The sequence below is a fragment of the Burkholderia sp. BDU5 genome, assembly GCF_001522845.1.
Classification (GTDB): domain Bacteria; phylum Pseudomonadota; class Gammaproteobacteria; order Burkholderiales; family Burkholderiaceae; genus Burkholderia; species Burkholderia mayonis.
This window is the reverse complement of sequence record NZ_LOWC01000009.1, coordinates 106,559-120,290: the sequence shown is the minus strand read 5'-3', so window position 1 is coordinate 120,290 and position 13,732 is coordinate 106,559. Positions and strand designations below refer to the sequence as shown.

The 13,732-nt window shown below is 65.9% G+C and carries 11 protein-coding genes, 1 tRNA gene and 3 pseudogenes; 4 read left to right on the top strand and 11 right to left on the bottom strand.

Annotated features, from left to right (window positions below; all coding sequences use genetic code 11):
- Positions 1-213 precede the first annotated feature (213 nt).
- Positions 214-882, top strand: coding sequence for a DUF2278 family protein (locus WS69_RS02520; RefSeq protein ID WP_059469240.1), 669 nt, complete (start codon positions 214-216; stop codon positions 880-882).
- A gap of 169 nt (positions 883-1,051) precedes the next feature.
- Here WS69_RS02520 and WS69_RS02515 read toward each other — a convergent pair whose 3' ends face one another.
- The 3 genes from WS69_RS02515 to WS69_RS02505 all read right to left on the bottom strand — a co-directional run bounded on the left by WS69_RS02515 (position 1,052) and on the right by WS69_RS02505 (position 4,011).
- Positions 1,052-1,510: a GNAT family acetyltransferase gene (locus WS69_RS02515; RefSeq protein WP_059469239.1), complete on the bottom strand. Its 459-nt coding sequence runs from the start codon at positions 1,508-1,510 to the stop codon at positions 1,052-1,054.
- Between the two features lie 6 nt (positions 1,511-1,516).
- The gene (locus WS69_RS02510; RefSeq protein WP_059469238.1) at positions 1,517-2,701 is read right to left on the bottom strand and encodes an acetylornithine transaminase; all 1,185 of its coding nucleotides are present in this window, start codon (positions 2,699-2,701) and stop codon (positions 1,517-1,519) included.
- A 278-nt stretch (positions 2,702-2,979) separates the two neighbouring features.
- A complete protein-coding gene (locus WS69_RS02505) occupies positions 2,980-4,011 on the bottom strand; it encodes a CDP-6-deoxy-delta-3,4-glucoseen reductase (RefSeq protein ID WP_059469237.1) in 1,032 nt (343 codons plus the stop codon).
- A gap of 28 nt (positions 4,012-4,039) precedes the next feature.
- Here WS69_RS02505 and WS69_RS02500 point away from each other — a divergent pair, with 28 nt between their 5' ends.
- On the top strand, positions 4,040-5,119 hold the full coding sequence (locus tag WS69_RS02500) for an NAD-dependent epimerase/dehydratase family protein (RefSeq protein WP_059469298.1): 1,080 nt from the start codon (positions 4,040-4,042) through the stop codon (positions 5,117-5,119).
- On the opposite strand, the gene WS69_RS02495 is transcribed toward WS69_RS02500, so the two are convergent.
- Together WS69_RS02495 and WS69_RS02490 are read right to left on the bottom strand one after the other, a co-directional pair.
- Positions 5,112-5,300 carry a hypothetical protein gene (locus WS69_RS02495; RefSeq protein ID WP_010102128.1) on the bottom strand — a complete coding sequence of 63 codons (189 nt, stop codon included), beginning with the start codon at positions 5,298-5,300 and terminating at the stop codon, positions 5,112-5,114. The genes WS69_RS02500 and WS69_RS02495 overlap by 8 nt on opposite strands.
- Before the next feature lie 117 nt (positions 5,301-5,417).
- The gene (locus WS69_RS02490) at positions 5,418-6,140 is read right to left on the bottom strand and encodes a pseudouridine synthase (protein ID WP_059469236.1); all 723 of its coding nucleotides are present in this window, start codon (positions 6,138-6,140) and stop codon (positions 5,418-5,420) included.
- A gap of 150 nt (positions 6,141-6,290) precedes the next feature.
- On the opposite strand from WS69_RS02490, the gene copC reads away from it, so the two are divergent.
- Positions 6,291-6,668 (top strand): copper homeostasis periplasmic binding protein CopC, encoded by a 378-nt coding sequence (gene copC / locus WS69_RS02485; protein WP_059469235.1) that lies wholly within the window; start codon positions 6,291-6,293, stop codon positions 6,666-6,668.
- Between the two features lie 434 nt (positions 6,669-7,102).
- Here the strand turns inward: copC and WS69_RS02480 are convergent, their stop codons facing one another.
- The 6 genes and pseudogenes from WS69_RS02480 to WS69_RS02450 all read right to left on the bottom strand — a co-directional run bounded on the left by WS69_RS02480 (position 7,103) and on the right by WS69_RS02450 (position 11,816).
- On the bottom strand, positions 7,103-8,065 hold the full coding sequence (locus tag WS69_RS02480; RefSeq protein ID WP_059469234.1) for a LysR family transcriptional regulator: 963 nt from the start codon (positions 8,063-8,065) through the stop codon (positions 7,103-7,105).
- Between the two features lie 215 nt (positions 8,066-8,280).
- A pseudogene (locus tag WS69_RS02475) lies at positions 8,281-9,145 on the bottom strand (LysR substrate-binding domain-containing protein).
- Between the two features lie 14 nt (positions 9,146-9,159).
- Positions 9,160-9,714, bottom strand: a pseudogene (locus WS69_RS29880) (tyrosine-type recombinase/integrase); the annotation flags it as partial.
- A 173-nt stretch (positions 9,715-9,887) separates the two neighbouring features.
- Positions 9,888-9,972: transfer RNA gene (locus tag WS69_RS02460), tRNA-Leu, on the bottom strand.
- 141 nt (positions 9,973-10,113) lie between these two features.
- Positions 10,114-10,779: pseudogene (locus tag WS69_RS02455) on the bottom strand (ABC transporter substrate-binding protein); the annotation flags it as partial.
- A gap of 95 nt (positions 10,780-10,874) precedes the next feature.
- The gene (locus WS69_RS02450; RefSeq protein WP_006024855.1) at positions 10,875-11,816 is read right to left on the bottom strand and encodes a CysB family HTH-type transcriptional regulator; all 942 of its coding nucleotides are present in this window, start codon (positions 11,814-11,816) and stop codon (positions 10,875-10,877) included.
- Positions 11,817-12,035: 219 nt separating this feature from the next.
- On the opposite strand from WS69_RS02450, the gene WS69_RS02445 reads away from it, so the two are divergent.
- Positions 12,036-13,715 carry a nitrite/sulfite reductase gene (locus tag WS69_RS02445; RefSeq protein ID WP_059469231.1) on the top strand — a complete coding sequence of 560 codons (1,680 nt, stop codon included), beginning with the start codon at positions 12,036-12,038 and terminating at the stop codon, positions 13,713-13,715.
- The last annotated feature ends 17 nt before the right edge of the window (positions 13,716-13,732 follow it).

The window sequence follows — 13,732 nt, the reverse complement described above, 5'->3', positions numbered from 1 at the left end:
TTTTTGTTTTGTGCATCGGCGCGGCGTGTGCATCGGGGGCGGCTGAGTGCGATGGCGTGCCGCTGACTGCGGCACTCGAAGCGACGTGCGATGTCGGCTTTCGTGCCCGACCGAGGCCTCGATGCGCGACGCGCGGCGTTCGCTGATCGGCATACCGAAAACCGACACGCAGCTCGGGCACAATGTGCGCGCCGCCATTGAACGGAGACGCACATGAGCCTCGATTACGGTTTCGTGAAAGCGAAGATCAAAGCGGTCGCGAGTCTGAAGGCGGTGGGGCGCGCGAACGAGACGCAGTATCACGTCCACCTGACGCTCGCGTTGCCCGACGGCGACTGGGACGTCGCGATCAATGTCGGCACCAGCGACGCGGACGACTTGCTCAAGTACAAGCTCGTCTACGATTTTCATCATCCGCTCACGCAGACGCTCGCCGCCGCCGCGGAGGGCTACACCGACCTGACGAACGGCGATGCGTTGCCGGCGCTCGACTACGTGCGCAGCGACGTCCTGAGCGAAACGGGGGCGTGGCGGGTCAGCGACGTGATGGACGGCACCGAGCATCCTGAACCGATTCCGTCGGTGTTGCGGCTCGTCGACGCCGCGCGTCAGCAGAATCTCGATTTGTACGTATTCGGGCGCACGTATGTCGAAGGCAACGGGATTCACGACACGCATATGAATCAGGGATCGGCCGGCACGCATTTTCTGCATCAGGCGGGCGACGACGCGAACGACCACAACGACGTGTGGCAGGACGGCGCGCTTCTCGTCGATCTCGGCGGCGAGCAGTGGGCCGCGTATTTCGCGGCGTTCGAGCAGCAGGCGGTGCCGACCGACAGCCTCGGCAATCCGTTGCCGGGCGCGGGGCCGATTTCGTAGCGAGACGCAAGCGGCGGGAAGGGGCGTGCGCTTGCGGTGGCGCGTCGGCCGGCATGCAGGTGGGGAATCACGTCAACCGGCACCTGCTCGGGGCCGCACGCGCCGTGGTGACCGGACGAGGGCGGGGCGCGCCGCGCAGTCCGGCGGCGCGCTGCCCGCGTTTGCAGCCTCAATCCGCCGCGAGCCGCTTGCCGAACGAGATCCGCTCTTCCGCGCAATAGCCGAGCGCTTCGTAGAACCGGCACGCGTCGTCGTTGCCGGGCAGCACCTGCAGGTTCACTTTCGGGCAGCCGCGCGCGGTGAGCGCCGCTTCCGCGTGCGCGAGCAGCGCACGGCCGATACCGAGCCGCCGTGCGCCGCGCTCGACGGCGAGCGAATACAGCCAGCCGCGGTGGCCGTCGTAGCCAGCCATCACGGTCCCGGCGACCCTCCCGCCGGCGATCGCGACAAAGAACAGCTCCGGCTGCGTCGCGAGCTTGAGCTCGATCGAGCGCCGCGGATCGCGATGAGGCGTGCTTGCGTCCGAGTACGCGGGAAACGCATCGCGCCACACGGCGAGCGCGGCATCGGTGTCACCGTGCTCGAACGGGCGGATCGCGACGTCGTCGGCAACGAGCGCGGTCGACATGGGCGATCAGAGCGAGTCGAGCACCGAACGCAGCATCGCCATCATCTGGTCGATCTCTTCGTTCGTCACGTTGAGCGCCGGCATGAAGCGCAGCAGGTTCGGACGCGCGGCATTCAGCAGCAGGCCGTCCGGCTGCATGTCGCGCGCCTTCTCGACGATCTGCGGGCCGATGTCCTTGCCGAGCAGCAGCGCGCGCAACAGGCCTTCGCCGCGCTCGCCCTCGAAGCCGCGCTCGTCCGACAGTTCGAGCAGCTTGCGCTTCAGGTATTCGCCGCGCGCGCGCACGCCTTCGAGAAAGCCCGGCGCGACGAGCTGCGAGATCACCGCGTGGCCGGCCGCCGTCATCAGCGGGTTGCCGTTGTAGGTGCCGCCCTGGTCGCCTGCCTCGAACACCGCGACGTCCGCTTTCGACAGCAGCGCCGCGAGCGGCACGCCGCCGCCGATGCCCTTGCCGAGCGTCATGATGTCCGGCTCGATGTTCGCAAGCTCGTACGCGAACAGCGTGCCCGCGCGGCCGCAGCCGCTCTGCACTTCGTCGACGATGAGGAGGAGATCGTGCTGCTTCGTCAGCGCGCGCAGTTGCCGCATGAACTCGTTCGACGCCGGGATCACACCGCCTTCGCCCTGGATCGGCTCGAGCATCACGGCGACGGTCTTGTCGCTGATCAGCTTCTCGACCGAGTTGATGTTGTTGATCTCGGCCTTCGGGAAGCCCGGCACCTGCGGCGCGTAGATCGTGCCCCAGCCGGCCTTGCCGCTCGCGGACATCGTTGCGAGCGTGCGGCCGTGGAAGCTGTGGTCGAACGTGATGATCTCGTACGCGCCGTTCTTGAATTTGCGGCCCCATTTGCGCGCGAGCTTGATCGCGCCTTCGTTCGCTTCCGCGCCGCTGTTCGCGAAAAACACCTTGTCGAACACGCTGTGCTGCGTGAGCAGGCTCGCGAGCTTCGCCATCGGCTCGTTGTAGAACGCGGGCGATGGGTTGAGCAGCTTCTCCGCTTGCGCCTGCAGCGCCTGGACGAGGCCGTCGTTGCAGTGGCCGAGGCAGTTGACCGCCCAACCCTGAATGAAGTCCAGGTAACGCTTGCCGGTGTGGTCGTAGAGCCACGAGCCCTTGCCGTGCGTAAACACGATGTCGGGGCGGTTCGTGATGTACATCAGCGAGTCGATCGGAAAATCGTTCAGCGGCATAGCGGCAAGCTCCAGGGCGCGGTCGGCGAAAAGACAATAAAAAAAGCCACGGGACGCCGTGGCTTGGTGATTCGAACAGCTTTCGCGTAACGAGGAAGCGGTTACGCGCGAGTCCGTGACGAGCCGGCGGCATCCGTGCGGAGCGGCGAGCGGCGACGTCGGAGGGAGGACTGGAAGCGGTTCATGTGCGCAAGCATAAGGCATCACGCGGCCCCAAGTAAACCGCTGCGACGCGACAATTCTGTGTCGCGGCGGTTTTTTTCGAGGCCGCGCGGCGCTCAGACGGCGTGGGCGAGGTCCGCAGCGCTCGTAAACGAGTCCGCATAGAACTCGTCGGCGGGCAGGCTGTGGTGCTGCGTGAAGTCGCGCTGCGCGGATTCGACCATCACCGGCGCGCCGCACGCGTACACCTGGTAGCCGGACAGGTCCGGCAGATCCTCGATCACCGCGCGGTGCACGAAGCCCGTGCGGCCCGTCCACGCGTCGCTCGCGTCTGGCTCGGAGAGCACCGGCACGAACTCGAAGTTCGGGATCTCCTTCGCCCATTGCTCGGCGACGTCGAGCAGATACAGATCCTTCTTGCGGCGCGCACCCCAGTAGAGCGTCATCGGGCGCCCGAGCTTCAGATGATGCGCGTGCTCGATGATCGCCTTGATCGGCGCGAAGCCCGTGCCGGACGCGAGCAGCACGATCGGCTTGTCCGAATCCTCGCGCAGGAAGAACGTGCCGAGCGGGCCTTCGAAGCGCAGGATGTCGCGCTCCTTCATCGCGCCGAACACGTGGTCGGTGAACTTGCCGCCCGGCATGTGGCGAATGTGCAGCTCGATCTGGCCTTCCTCGTGCGGCGCGGTCGCCATCGAGTAGCTGCGGCGCGCGCCGTCCTTCAGGATGAATTCGATGTACTGGCCGGCGAGATATTGCAGGCGCTCGTTTGCCGGCAACTGCAGTCTCAGCACGATCACGTCGTCTGCGCGGCGCTCGAGCGCCGCGACGCGGCACGGCAGCTTCTTCACCTGGACGCCGTCGACGCCGGCGATCTCGCGCACGTCGACTTCGAGGTCGCTCTGCGGCTTCGAGCAGCACAGCAGCGCGAGGCCGCGCGTGCGCTCGTCGTTCGACAGCGCTGAAGCGGAGTGCGGTCCCTGCTCGAACTGGCCTTGCAAGATCGTGCCCTTGCACGAACCGCACGCGCCGTTCTTGCAGCCGTAGGGCAGATGGACGTTCTGACGCAGCGCCGCCGCGAGCACGGTTTCGCCGGTTTCGACCTGGAACTGCCGGCCGCTTTGCTTGAGAGTTACGTTAAAAGCCATAAGTCGTTGAGAACAAAAAGTGGGGACCGTGCAACGCGTGCACGGCAGCTACAATGCATTCCTACGGATCAACCGATACACCATGATTGCGACACGAATCCTGCGCAGGCCGCGCGTATTGATCGTCGGCTGCGGCGACGTCGGCATGCGTTGCGTCGCGCAGTTGCGCGCGCGGCGCCGGAACTTGCGCATCGTCGCGCTGACGAGCCATCGGGCGCGCTGCGCTGAACTGCGGGCGGCGGGCGTCGTGCCCGTCGTCGGCGATCTGGACGAGCGCGCGACGCTCGCACGGATCGCGCGTCTCGCAAGCGTCGTGCTGCATCTCGCGCCGCCGCAGGCGACGGGTGAAGTCGACCGCAGAACGCAGGCGCTCGTCGCCGCGCTCGCGTCGCCGCGGCGGCCGTCGCGTCAGTTCGCGCCGGCGTACGGCAGGCTGCGCGCGGGGCGGGCCGCCGCCAGATCGGCTTGGCCGCCTTTTCAGGCAACGGGTATTGTACCCGACGCCCTGTCGCGTCCTGCCGTCGTCTACGCGAGCACGAGCGGCGTTTACGGTGATTGCGGCGGCGCATGGGTTGACGAAACGCGTCCGGTGCGGCCTGGGAATCCGCGCGCGCGACGGCGCGTGTCGGCCGAGCGTCAATTGCGCCGCGCGACCGCGCGCGGCGCGCTGTCCGCACGCATCGTGCGGATTCCCGGCATCTACGCGGCGAACCGGCTGCCGCTCGCGCGGCTCGAGAAGGGGACGCCGGCCCTCGTCGAGGCCGACGACGTCTATACGAACCACATCCATGCCGACGATCTCGCGTCGATCCTGCTGCGCGCCGCGACGCGCGGCAAGCCCGCGCGGATCGTCCATGCGAGCGACGACACCGAGCTGAAGATGGGGGATTACTTCGAGCAGGTCGCGCGCGCGTTCGGCATGCACTACCCGCCGCGCATCACGCGTGCCGACGCGGAGCAGCAGCTCGAGCCGATGCTGCTGTCGTTCATGCGCGAGTCGCGACGGCTCGCGAACGCGAGGATGAAGCGCGAATTGCGCGTCGCGCTGCGCTATCCGACCGTCGATGATTTCCTGCGCACCGTGGCCGCGCCGCGCCCGATCAAGTGATCGCCGGCAGCGCCTCGATCAGCAGGAAGCACAGCAGCGCGCCGATCAGCGCGCCGATCAGACTCGGATGATATTTGCGCTTCAGATGCATCGCGGTGAGCAGCCCGCCGATCATGATCGCGCCGAGCGCCGCGAACGCGAGTATCACGGACGAAATTTCAATCGGATTGCTGATGGTCATGATGTCTCCCCAAACCCGGAATCCATTGTGGTTTTGTTTCGAGTATAGCGAGGCTTGATGACGCTGCCATGCTGCGAAGCAGCATGGTTCGGATGGCCGCGCAGCCGCCGCCCGGGCTTACCCTGACAGGGTTTTCGCCGTGTCGCGCAATGCAGCCAGATCGCGCTCGCCGAGCCAGCGCCAAGCGCCTTCGGCGAGATCCGCCGGCAGCGCGAAGCCGCCGATGCTCGCGCGATGCAGCGCCTCGACGCGGTTGCTCGCCGCCGCGACCATCCGCTTCACCTGGTGATATTTCCCTTCGGCGACCGTCATTTCGAGGAGTCGTTCTCCTCGGGCGATCGCGGCGATCGCGGCGATCGGTTTCGGCTCGCCGTGCAGCAGCACGCCCGCGCGCAGCGCGTCGAGCTGCGCGTCGTCGAGCGGGTGGCGCACCGTCGCGACATAGGTCTTTGGCACCTTGCGCTTCGGCGACGTGTACGCGTGGACGAACTGGCCGTCGTCGGACAGCAGCAGGAGGCCCGTCGTGTCCTGGTCGAGGCGGCCGACACACTGGACGCCGCGCTCTGCGAACTGCGGCGGCAGCAGGCTGAAGACGCTCGAATGATGCTGCGGCTCGCGCGAGCACTCGTAGCCCGCCGGCTTGTTGAGCACGACGTACGCGCGCGCGTGGTACGGCCACGCGACGCCGTCGACTTCGAACGCGAGATGGGCGGTGTCGAACGACGCGTGCGCATCGACGCACGTCGCGCCGCCGACGGCGACGCGCCCTGCTTCGACGAGCGCGCGGCACTGGCGGCGCGACCCGAAGCCTTGCGTAAACAGAATGCTTTCGAGATCCATGGCGCGCGCATTGTACCAAGCGTATCAAACGCGGATCGGGCAAACAGTCGCGGCGCGCTCGAGCGCAAGCGCATGCCGGGACTGGTAAGCTCGGGGCCGCGCGGCCGCGCTCGGCGCGCCCGCAATCCCCCGTTCGAACAAAGGTACCCGATGACAACTACGACCACGATGACTTCCGTCGCGCGGCGCGGCCTCGCCGCCGCGCTCGCGCTCACGCTGTCGAGCGTCGCGTTCGCGCACGCGAAACCCGAAAAGACCGATCCGCCCGCGAACGCCGCGGTCGCCGCGCCGCAGGCCGTGTCGATCGGCTTCACCGAAACGCTCGAGCCGGCGTTCAGCTCGATCGTCGTCGTCGACGCGGCGGGCGCGCCGGCCGCGGCCGCAAAGGCGGTCGTCGACGCATCCGATCGCAAGCGCATGTCGGTCGCGCTCAAGCCGCTGCAGGCGGGCGCGTATACGGTCAAGTGGGTTGCGGTCGCGACCGACGGCCATCGCACGCAGGGCAGCTACCAGTTCACCGTGAAATAAGCGGCAGGCAGTAAGCAATGTGCGGCCGCGGCATCCGAACATGCCGCGGCATTTGCCGAAATCGGATTTTTCCGAATCCGTCATTCGATATCATCCGTATTCGATACGGTTGCGCGGAATCGATTAATCCGGATCGATCGGTTTCTTGTCGCCTGGTCGAATCGATTTAAAGCGCATTCGAATAAAAATAAATCCGCGCATTCGGGGTGTGCCATCCGCGGCGGCGCCGGCGATCGTCGAAACGGATCGCTCATGCTTCTCGCATCTCGATATCTCGCCCGCCGGCGCGATGCGCTGAACGCGTGACGCGGCGAACCGGCCCGGCGGCGCTCGGCGAGCGTTCGCCCATATGTCCCGCATCGAAACGCTGCCGTAAGAAGGCGCGGCAGCGGTGCGACGACGGGTGCCGAGACGCGCGTCGACCGGCAGCGCGCTCAGCGCAGTTGCGTGACGGTGGCGCGCGTGCCGGCCGCCGGCGCCTCGTCCCAATCGTCGATCACACGCGATCCGATGCGGATCCGCTCTTTCAGGAAATCGAGCAGCACGCGCACGCGCGCCGGCAGACGTTCGCTCGGCCCGACGAACACGGCGCTGATCTCTTCCTCGTCGCCCGGATTGAACGCTTCGAGCACCGGCACGAGGCGCTCCGCATCGATGTCCTCCGCGACGTGACAGCGCGCGAGCCGTGCGAGCCCGAGCCCGGAGACGGCTGCCTCGCGGATGCTCTCGCCGTCGCCGAGCAGCAGGTTGCCGCCCGACGGCCGCAGACGCTGGCCTTCCGCCACGACGAACGGCCATGCCTTCGTGTTGCCGCTGAGACCGATGCAATGGTGGCGATCGAGATCATCCGGCGTCTGCGGCACGCCCCTGCCCTCGAAGTACGCGGGCGAGCCGACGACGACCATCCGGCTGCCGCCGAGCCTGCGCATCACGAGCCGCGAATCGTCGAGCGCGCCCGAGCGGATCGCGATGTCGCTGCGGTCGTCGAGCAGATCGACGACCGCATCCGATAGCACGATGTCGAGCGTGATGTCCGGATAGCGGCGCTGGAATTCGGGCAGAAGCGGCATCAGATGGCGCTTGCCGAACGGCACGTGCGAATTGATTCGCACGCGTCCCTGCGGACTCGTGCCGCGCGTCGCTTCGCGCTCGGCGTCGGCGATGTCATCGAGGATGCGCACGCAGCGTTCGTAGAACGCGGCGCCTTCCGGCGTGAGCTGCAGCTTGCGTGTCGTGCGGTTCAGCAGGCGCACGCCGAGCCGCGTCTCGAGCCGTTGAATGAACTTGCTGATCGCCGACGGCGTCATGTCGAGCCGTCGTCCCGCCGCAGAGAATCCACACGACTCGATCACCTGAACGAACACCGCCATCTCGGAGAAACGATTGACCTCGCGCATAGATGAATTGACGAGACTTTAAATGTCTTGTTAATGGATAAATCCTAGTATATCCGGGACTTGTTTTTTTAATTTGTGCGGTCTTCTTATTTTTCATATTCGCGGATTCTCATCGATTCATCGCCGATCGCGCATCTCCCTCGGCGCGCCTTGTATTGGCGATTCATTGCCGAGACGAACGTCGCAGTCGACGCGCTTTCGTCCGCATAGGCGCGTCAATTCGTCGGCGCGAACCGGTTGTGGCGCCCGGTTTCCCGCACCGCGTCGATCAACGCGGCGCTCGCGGGCGTCGACTGGCGCGAGAACGCGTAGAAGTGCGCGGCGGGCAGCGCGGGCAGCCCGTCTTCCGGTCCGCATTCGCGCGAGCCGTCGCGTAGCTGGCTGCGTGCGACGACGGTGACGGCGAATCCCGCAAGCGCCGCCGACACGCAGCCCGCCATGCTGCCGCTTTCGAACGCGATGCGAAAAGGACGCTGCGCGCCGCTCAGCGCGGCGGTCGCCGCTTCGCGGTAGACGCACGGCTCCGGAAAGAGCGCGAGCGGCAGCGCGCCGGCCGCGTCGAGCGCGGCGTCCGACGCGTATGCCCACACGAGCGGCTCTTCCCACAACAGTTCGCCGGCTTCGTCGACTCGGCTGCATTGCTTGCCGAACACGACGTCGACGCGGCCCGATGCCCGTTGGCGCAGCAGATCCGCGGTGATGCCGGCTTTCAGTTCGATCGTTGCCCGCGGATGCCGGCGGCGAAACGCGTGCAGCACCTGGGGCAGCCACGCGCCCGCGCAATCCTCGGACGCGCCGACGCGCAGCCGGCCGTGCAGCGGCGAGCCGCGCAGCCGCGCGCGCTTCGCGCTCCATCTCGACGATGTTGCGCGCATACGCCTACAGTGTCTCGCCTGCTTGCGTGAGCGCGACGCGCCGCGTCGCGCGGGCGAGCAGCCCGCCGCCCGCCGCCTGCTTGAGCCGCTTGATGTGCCCGCTGACCGCGGACGGCGTGAGCGCGACGCGCTCGGCGGCGAGCGCGAAGCCGTGATGCTCGACGACTTCGAGGAAGGTGCGCAGCAGCATGATGTCGAGCGGCATCGATGCCGAATCCGTTTCGTCTTGCCATTCTGGATCGCATAACGGAAAACGCGGCTGATTTCGCTGCGGACGCTGTGCGCCGTGTACCGCGCGCCTCGACTGTCGATGCGCTTGAGCACTTCCCGAATCTCTGGCGCGTCGATTCCCTTGATTGGACGCTTGCCAAGCCACGGAAATACATCGTTTTCCATGCGGGCAAGCGTCTTTTCATGCTGACCCATCTCAACGCTTGACTTGCGATCTTCCAGCCAAGCGCGCGCAATTGCCTCGAATGTGTTGACGGCGTTCAGCTTGGCCGTGCGTTTCTCGATCTTCTTCGCTTCGCTTGGATCAATTGCCTTCGGCAAGTTTAGCGCGCGCCTCGTCGCGCTTTCTGCGAGCGACGGCCAGCGAAACGTCGGGGTATACGCCGAGCGCAGGCAGCTTTTCCTTCCCTGCGAAGTAATACTTGAGCCGCCAGTATTTTTGGCTGCTCGGCATGACTTGCAAGAACAGGCCGTTGCCGTCGTAGAATTTTTGAATCTTTGGCCTGGGCTTGGCAGTCCGGATGCCGTATCGGTCAAGGGCATCAGGGGTATCTCCGTTAGTTGGAGCCTCGAAGCGAGGACATACCCCTAAAAGTACCCCTGCGTACCCCCGGCTTTCAACGAACCGAGCCGGACTCTTTCGGAACGAAATTTCCCTCTGCGCCTTTATTTATCAAGGTTTTTGCGACCGGTCGGGAATTTCGAGGAATGTTTGATGGTGCCCAGGGCCGGAATCGAACCGGCACGCCTTGCGGCGGGGGATTTTGAGTCCCCTGCGTCTACCAATTTCACCACCTGGGCAAACCTGCGCCGCACATGCGATTGCGCGCGGCGAAGACGCGAATTATTACCGAAATCCCCCACGCCGGCAAGCATTCTGCTTCCTTCGCATTTTGCTTCGTTGCGCGGCGGGGCGGCGGCTCACTGGCTCAGATAGACGACGATCAGCGTGCGCTGCGGCCGCACTGTCGGCGTACCCGCGCCAGAGATCAGAATCGCGCCCAGTTTCGCCGCGATCAGCTTCAGCGCTTGGCCCGTCACGCTCGTGTCGGTGCGGTTGTAGCGCTCGGTCGCGACGATCCTCAGCTTGCGCAGCCCGGCGAAGCGCGTGAATTCGTCGAGCCAGCTGTCGCCGTAGCTGTCCGCGAAGCCGACCGTCTTCACGCCGTGGTTCGCCGTGTAGCGGGTCGGCACGTCGGCCATCGCGCGGTCGCCCTGCGCCATCTTGAACGCCCACACGCGCTTGTCCTGCTGCGGCTCGACGATCGAGCCGGAGCCGATCAGCGTGATCATCGGCGTCTGCGCGGCGGCGGCGATCGGATCGAGCGTGGCGCGCGCCGCGGGCGTGATGTTCGGCCCGACGACCATGTCGACCTTGTCCTCCGTCGCGAGCTTGCGGATGTTGCGCACGGCGACGTCCGGGTCGGATGCGTCGTCGAGCAGATCACCCTGCAGCTTCTGTCCCGCGATCGTCTTCGGCCACATCAGGATCGCGTTCTTGCTGGTCTGGCCGATCGTCACGGCGGGGCCCGTCGTCGACAGATCGACGCCGACCGTCAGGTCGGCGCGCGCCGCAGCGCAGACGAGCGCGAGCGCGGCGCAGCAGGCGGGATGGCTTCATGCGAGGCGGCTCCATGCCGGTTCGGGAACGCAACGCCGCGCGAAGGGGCGCCGCAAAGCAGCGCCGCCCCGCGCGCCGCGCGTCACAGCTCGTAGGTCTCGGCCTCGCCCTTGAGCGCGGTCTCGACGAGCTTGCGGTTGAGCGTCGGCGACAGCAGCTCGACGAGCGTATAGATATAGCCGCGCAGATACGCGCCCTGCTTGAGCGCGACCCGCGTCACGTTGCTGCCGAACAGATGCCCGACCGGGATCGCGCGCAGGTTGCGGTCGCGCTCCGGATTGAACGCGATGTCGGCCATGATGCCGACGCCGAGCCCGAGCTCGACGTAGGTCTTGATCACGTCCGCGTCGATTGCCTCGAGCACGATGTCGGGCGTGAGGCGATGCAGCGCAAACGCCTGGTTGATCTTCTTGCGGCCCGCGAACGCGTCGTCGTACGTGATGAGCGGGAACTGCGCCAGATCGTCGAGCGACAGCGGCTTGCGCTCGAGGAGCGGGTGGTCGGCCGGCACGACGGCCGCGTGGTGCCACTGGAAGCACGGCAGCGACACGAGCTCCTTGTAGTCGGCGATCGCCTCGGTCGCGATCGCGAGGTCCGCCTGGTCGTGGATCACCATTTCGGCGACCTGGGTCGGGCTGCCTTGCAGGATCGACAGATGGACCTTCGGGAAGCGCTTCTTGAACTCGGCGATCGCGGCGGGCAGCGAATAGCGGGCCTGCGTGTGTGTCGCCGCGATCGTCAGATTGCCCTGGTCCTGCGCCGCGTAATCTTTTCCGACCCTTTTAAGACTCTCAACCTCCTGGAGGATCCGCTCGACCGACGCGAGGATGATCCGTCCAGGCTCGGTCAGCGAGCGCACGCGTTTGCCGTGGCGCGTGAAGATCTCGACGCCGAGCTCGTCCTCGAGCTCGATGATGGCTTTCGAAACTCCCGGCTGCGACGTGTACAGCGCCTTCGCGGCTTCCGTGAGGTTGAAATTCTGGCGGACGGCCTCGCGCACGAAGCGAAATTGGTGCAGGTTCATTTATAACCCTTCCGCATATCAACAGAATTTTTTAGTCGTTTGAAATATAAAGAGAGTTTATTACGATTCCCCGGTGTTTTTCAAATATGGATATCTGTAATCGTCATTAGCAAATGAGCGGCCGGGCGGATGGTCGGCTCGGTGCAGGCGGTGCAGGATTCGGGCGCGGCGTGGCTAGGACGCCGCGCGGTCATATCGAGCAAACCCTGGGGTCCCCGAATGTACCAGTACGATCAGTACGATCAAACGATCGTCGACGAGCGTGTCGCGCAGTACCGCGACCAGGTCCGCCGCCGCTTGTCCGGCGAATTGAGCGAGGACGAGTTCCGTCCGCTGCGGCTGCAGAACGGCCTGTACATGCAGCGCCACGCCTACATGCACCGCATCGCGATTCCGTACGGCAATCTTCGTAGCGATCAGTTGCGCATGCTCGCCCGCATCGCGCGCGAGCACGACCGCGGCTACGGCCACTTCTCGACGCGCTCGAACATCCAGTTCAACTGGGTGCAGCTCGAGGAAACGCCCGAGATCCTCGCGAAGCTGGCTTCGGTGCAGATGCACGCGATCCAGACGTCGGGCAACTGCATCCGCAACATCACCGCCGACCAGTTCGCGGGCGTCGCGTACGACGAGGAAATCGATCCGCGTCCGTGGGCCGAGATCCTGCGCCAGTGGTCGACGTTCCATCCCGAATTCGCATGGCTGCCGCGCAAGTTCAAGATCGCCGTGTCGGGCTCGAAGCTCGATCGCGCGGCCGTGCAGATCCACGATCTCGGCGTCTACCTGAAGAAGAGCGAAGCGGGCGAAGTGGTCGCGAGCATCCTCGCAGGCGGCGGCCTCGGCCGCACGCCGATCGTCGGGGCGATTATCCGCGAGAACCTGCCGTGGCAGCACCTCCTCACTTATTGCGAAGCGGTGCTGCGCGTGTACAACCGCTACGGCCGACGCGACAACCTGTACAAGGCGCGGATCAAGATCCTCGTGAAGGCGCTGTCGCCCGCGAAGTTCTCGCAACAGGTCGAAGAGGAATGGCAGCATCTGAAGGACGGCCCGTCGACGCTCACGCACGATGAGCTCGATCGCGTGTCGCAGTATTTCCAGCCGCCCGTCTATGAAAAGCTCGCCGACACCGATGCGTCGTTCGAGCAGCATCTGCTCGAGAGCAAGGCGTTCGCGCGCTGGGTCGAGCGCAACGTCGCGCCGCACAAGGTGCCGGGCTACGCGGCCGTCACGCTGTCGCTGAAGAACCACCGCGTCGCGCCGGGCGACGCGAGCGCGGAGCAGATGGAGCAGGTCGCCGACTGGGCCGACGCATACTCGTTCGGCGAGCTGCGCGTGTCGCACGAGCAGAACCTGATCCTCGCGAACGTGAAGAAGCGCGACCTGTTCGCGGTGTGGGAGAAGGCGAAGGCGGCCGGCTTCGCGACGCCGAACGTCGGCCTCCTGACCGACATCATCGCGTGCCCGGGCGGCGATTTCTGCTCGCTCGCGAACGCGAAGTCGATCCCGATCGCGCTCGCGATCCAGCAGCGCTTCGACGATCTCGACTACGTGTACGACCTGGGCGACTTGTCGCTCAACATCTCGGGCTGCATCAATTCGTGCGGGCATCACCACGTCGGCAACATCGGCATTCTCGGCGTCGACAAGGACGGCGCCGAGTGGTACCAAGTGTCGCTCGGCGGCGAGCAGGGGACGGGCGCGGGCGGCGCGCGTCTCGCCCGCGTGATCGGCCCGTCGTTCTCCGCGGAAGAGGTGCCGGACGTGATCTCGAAGCTGATCGACACGTTCGTCGAAGCGCGTGTCGACGGCGAGCGCTTCATCGACACGTACGACCGCATCGGCATCGCGCCGTTCAAGGAGCGCGTCTACGCGGCGCGCCAGACCGCGCACGCGTAACCCAGCGTAGAGGAATC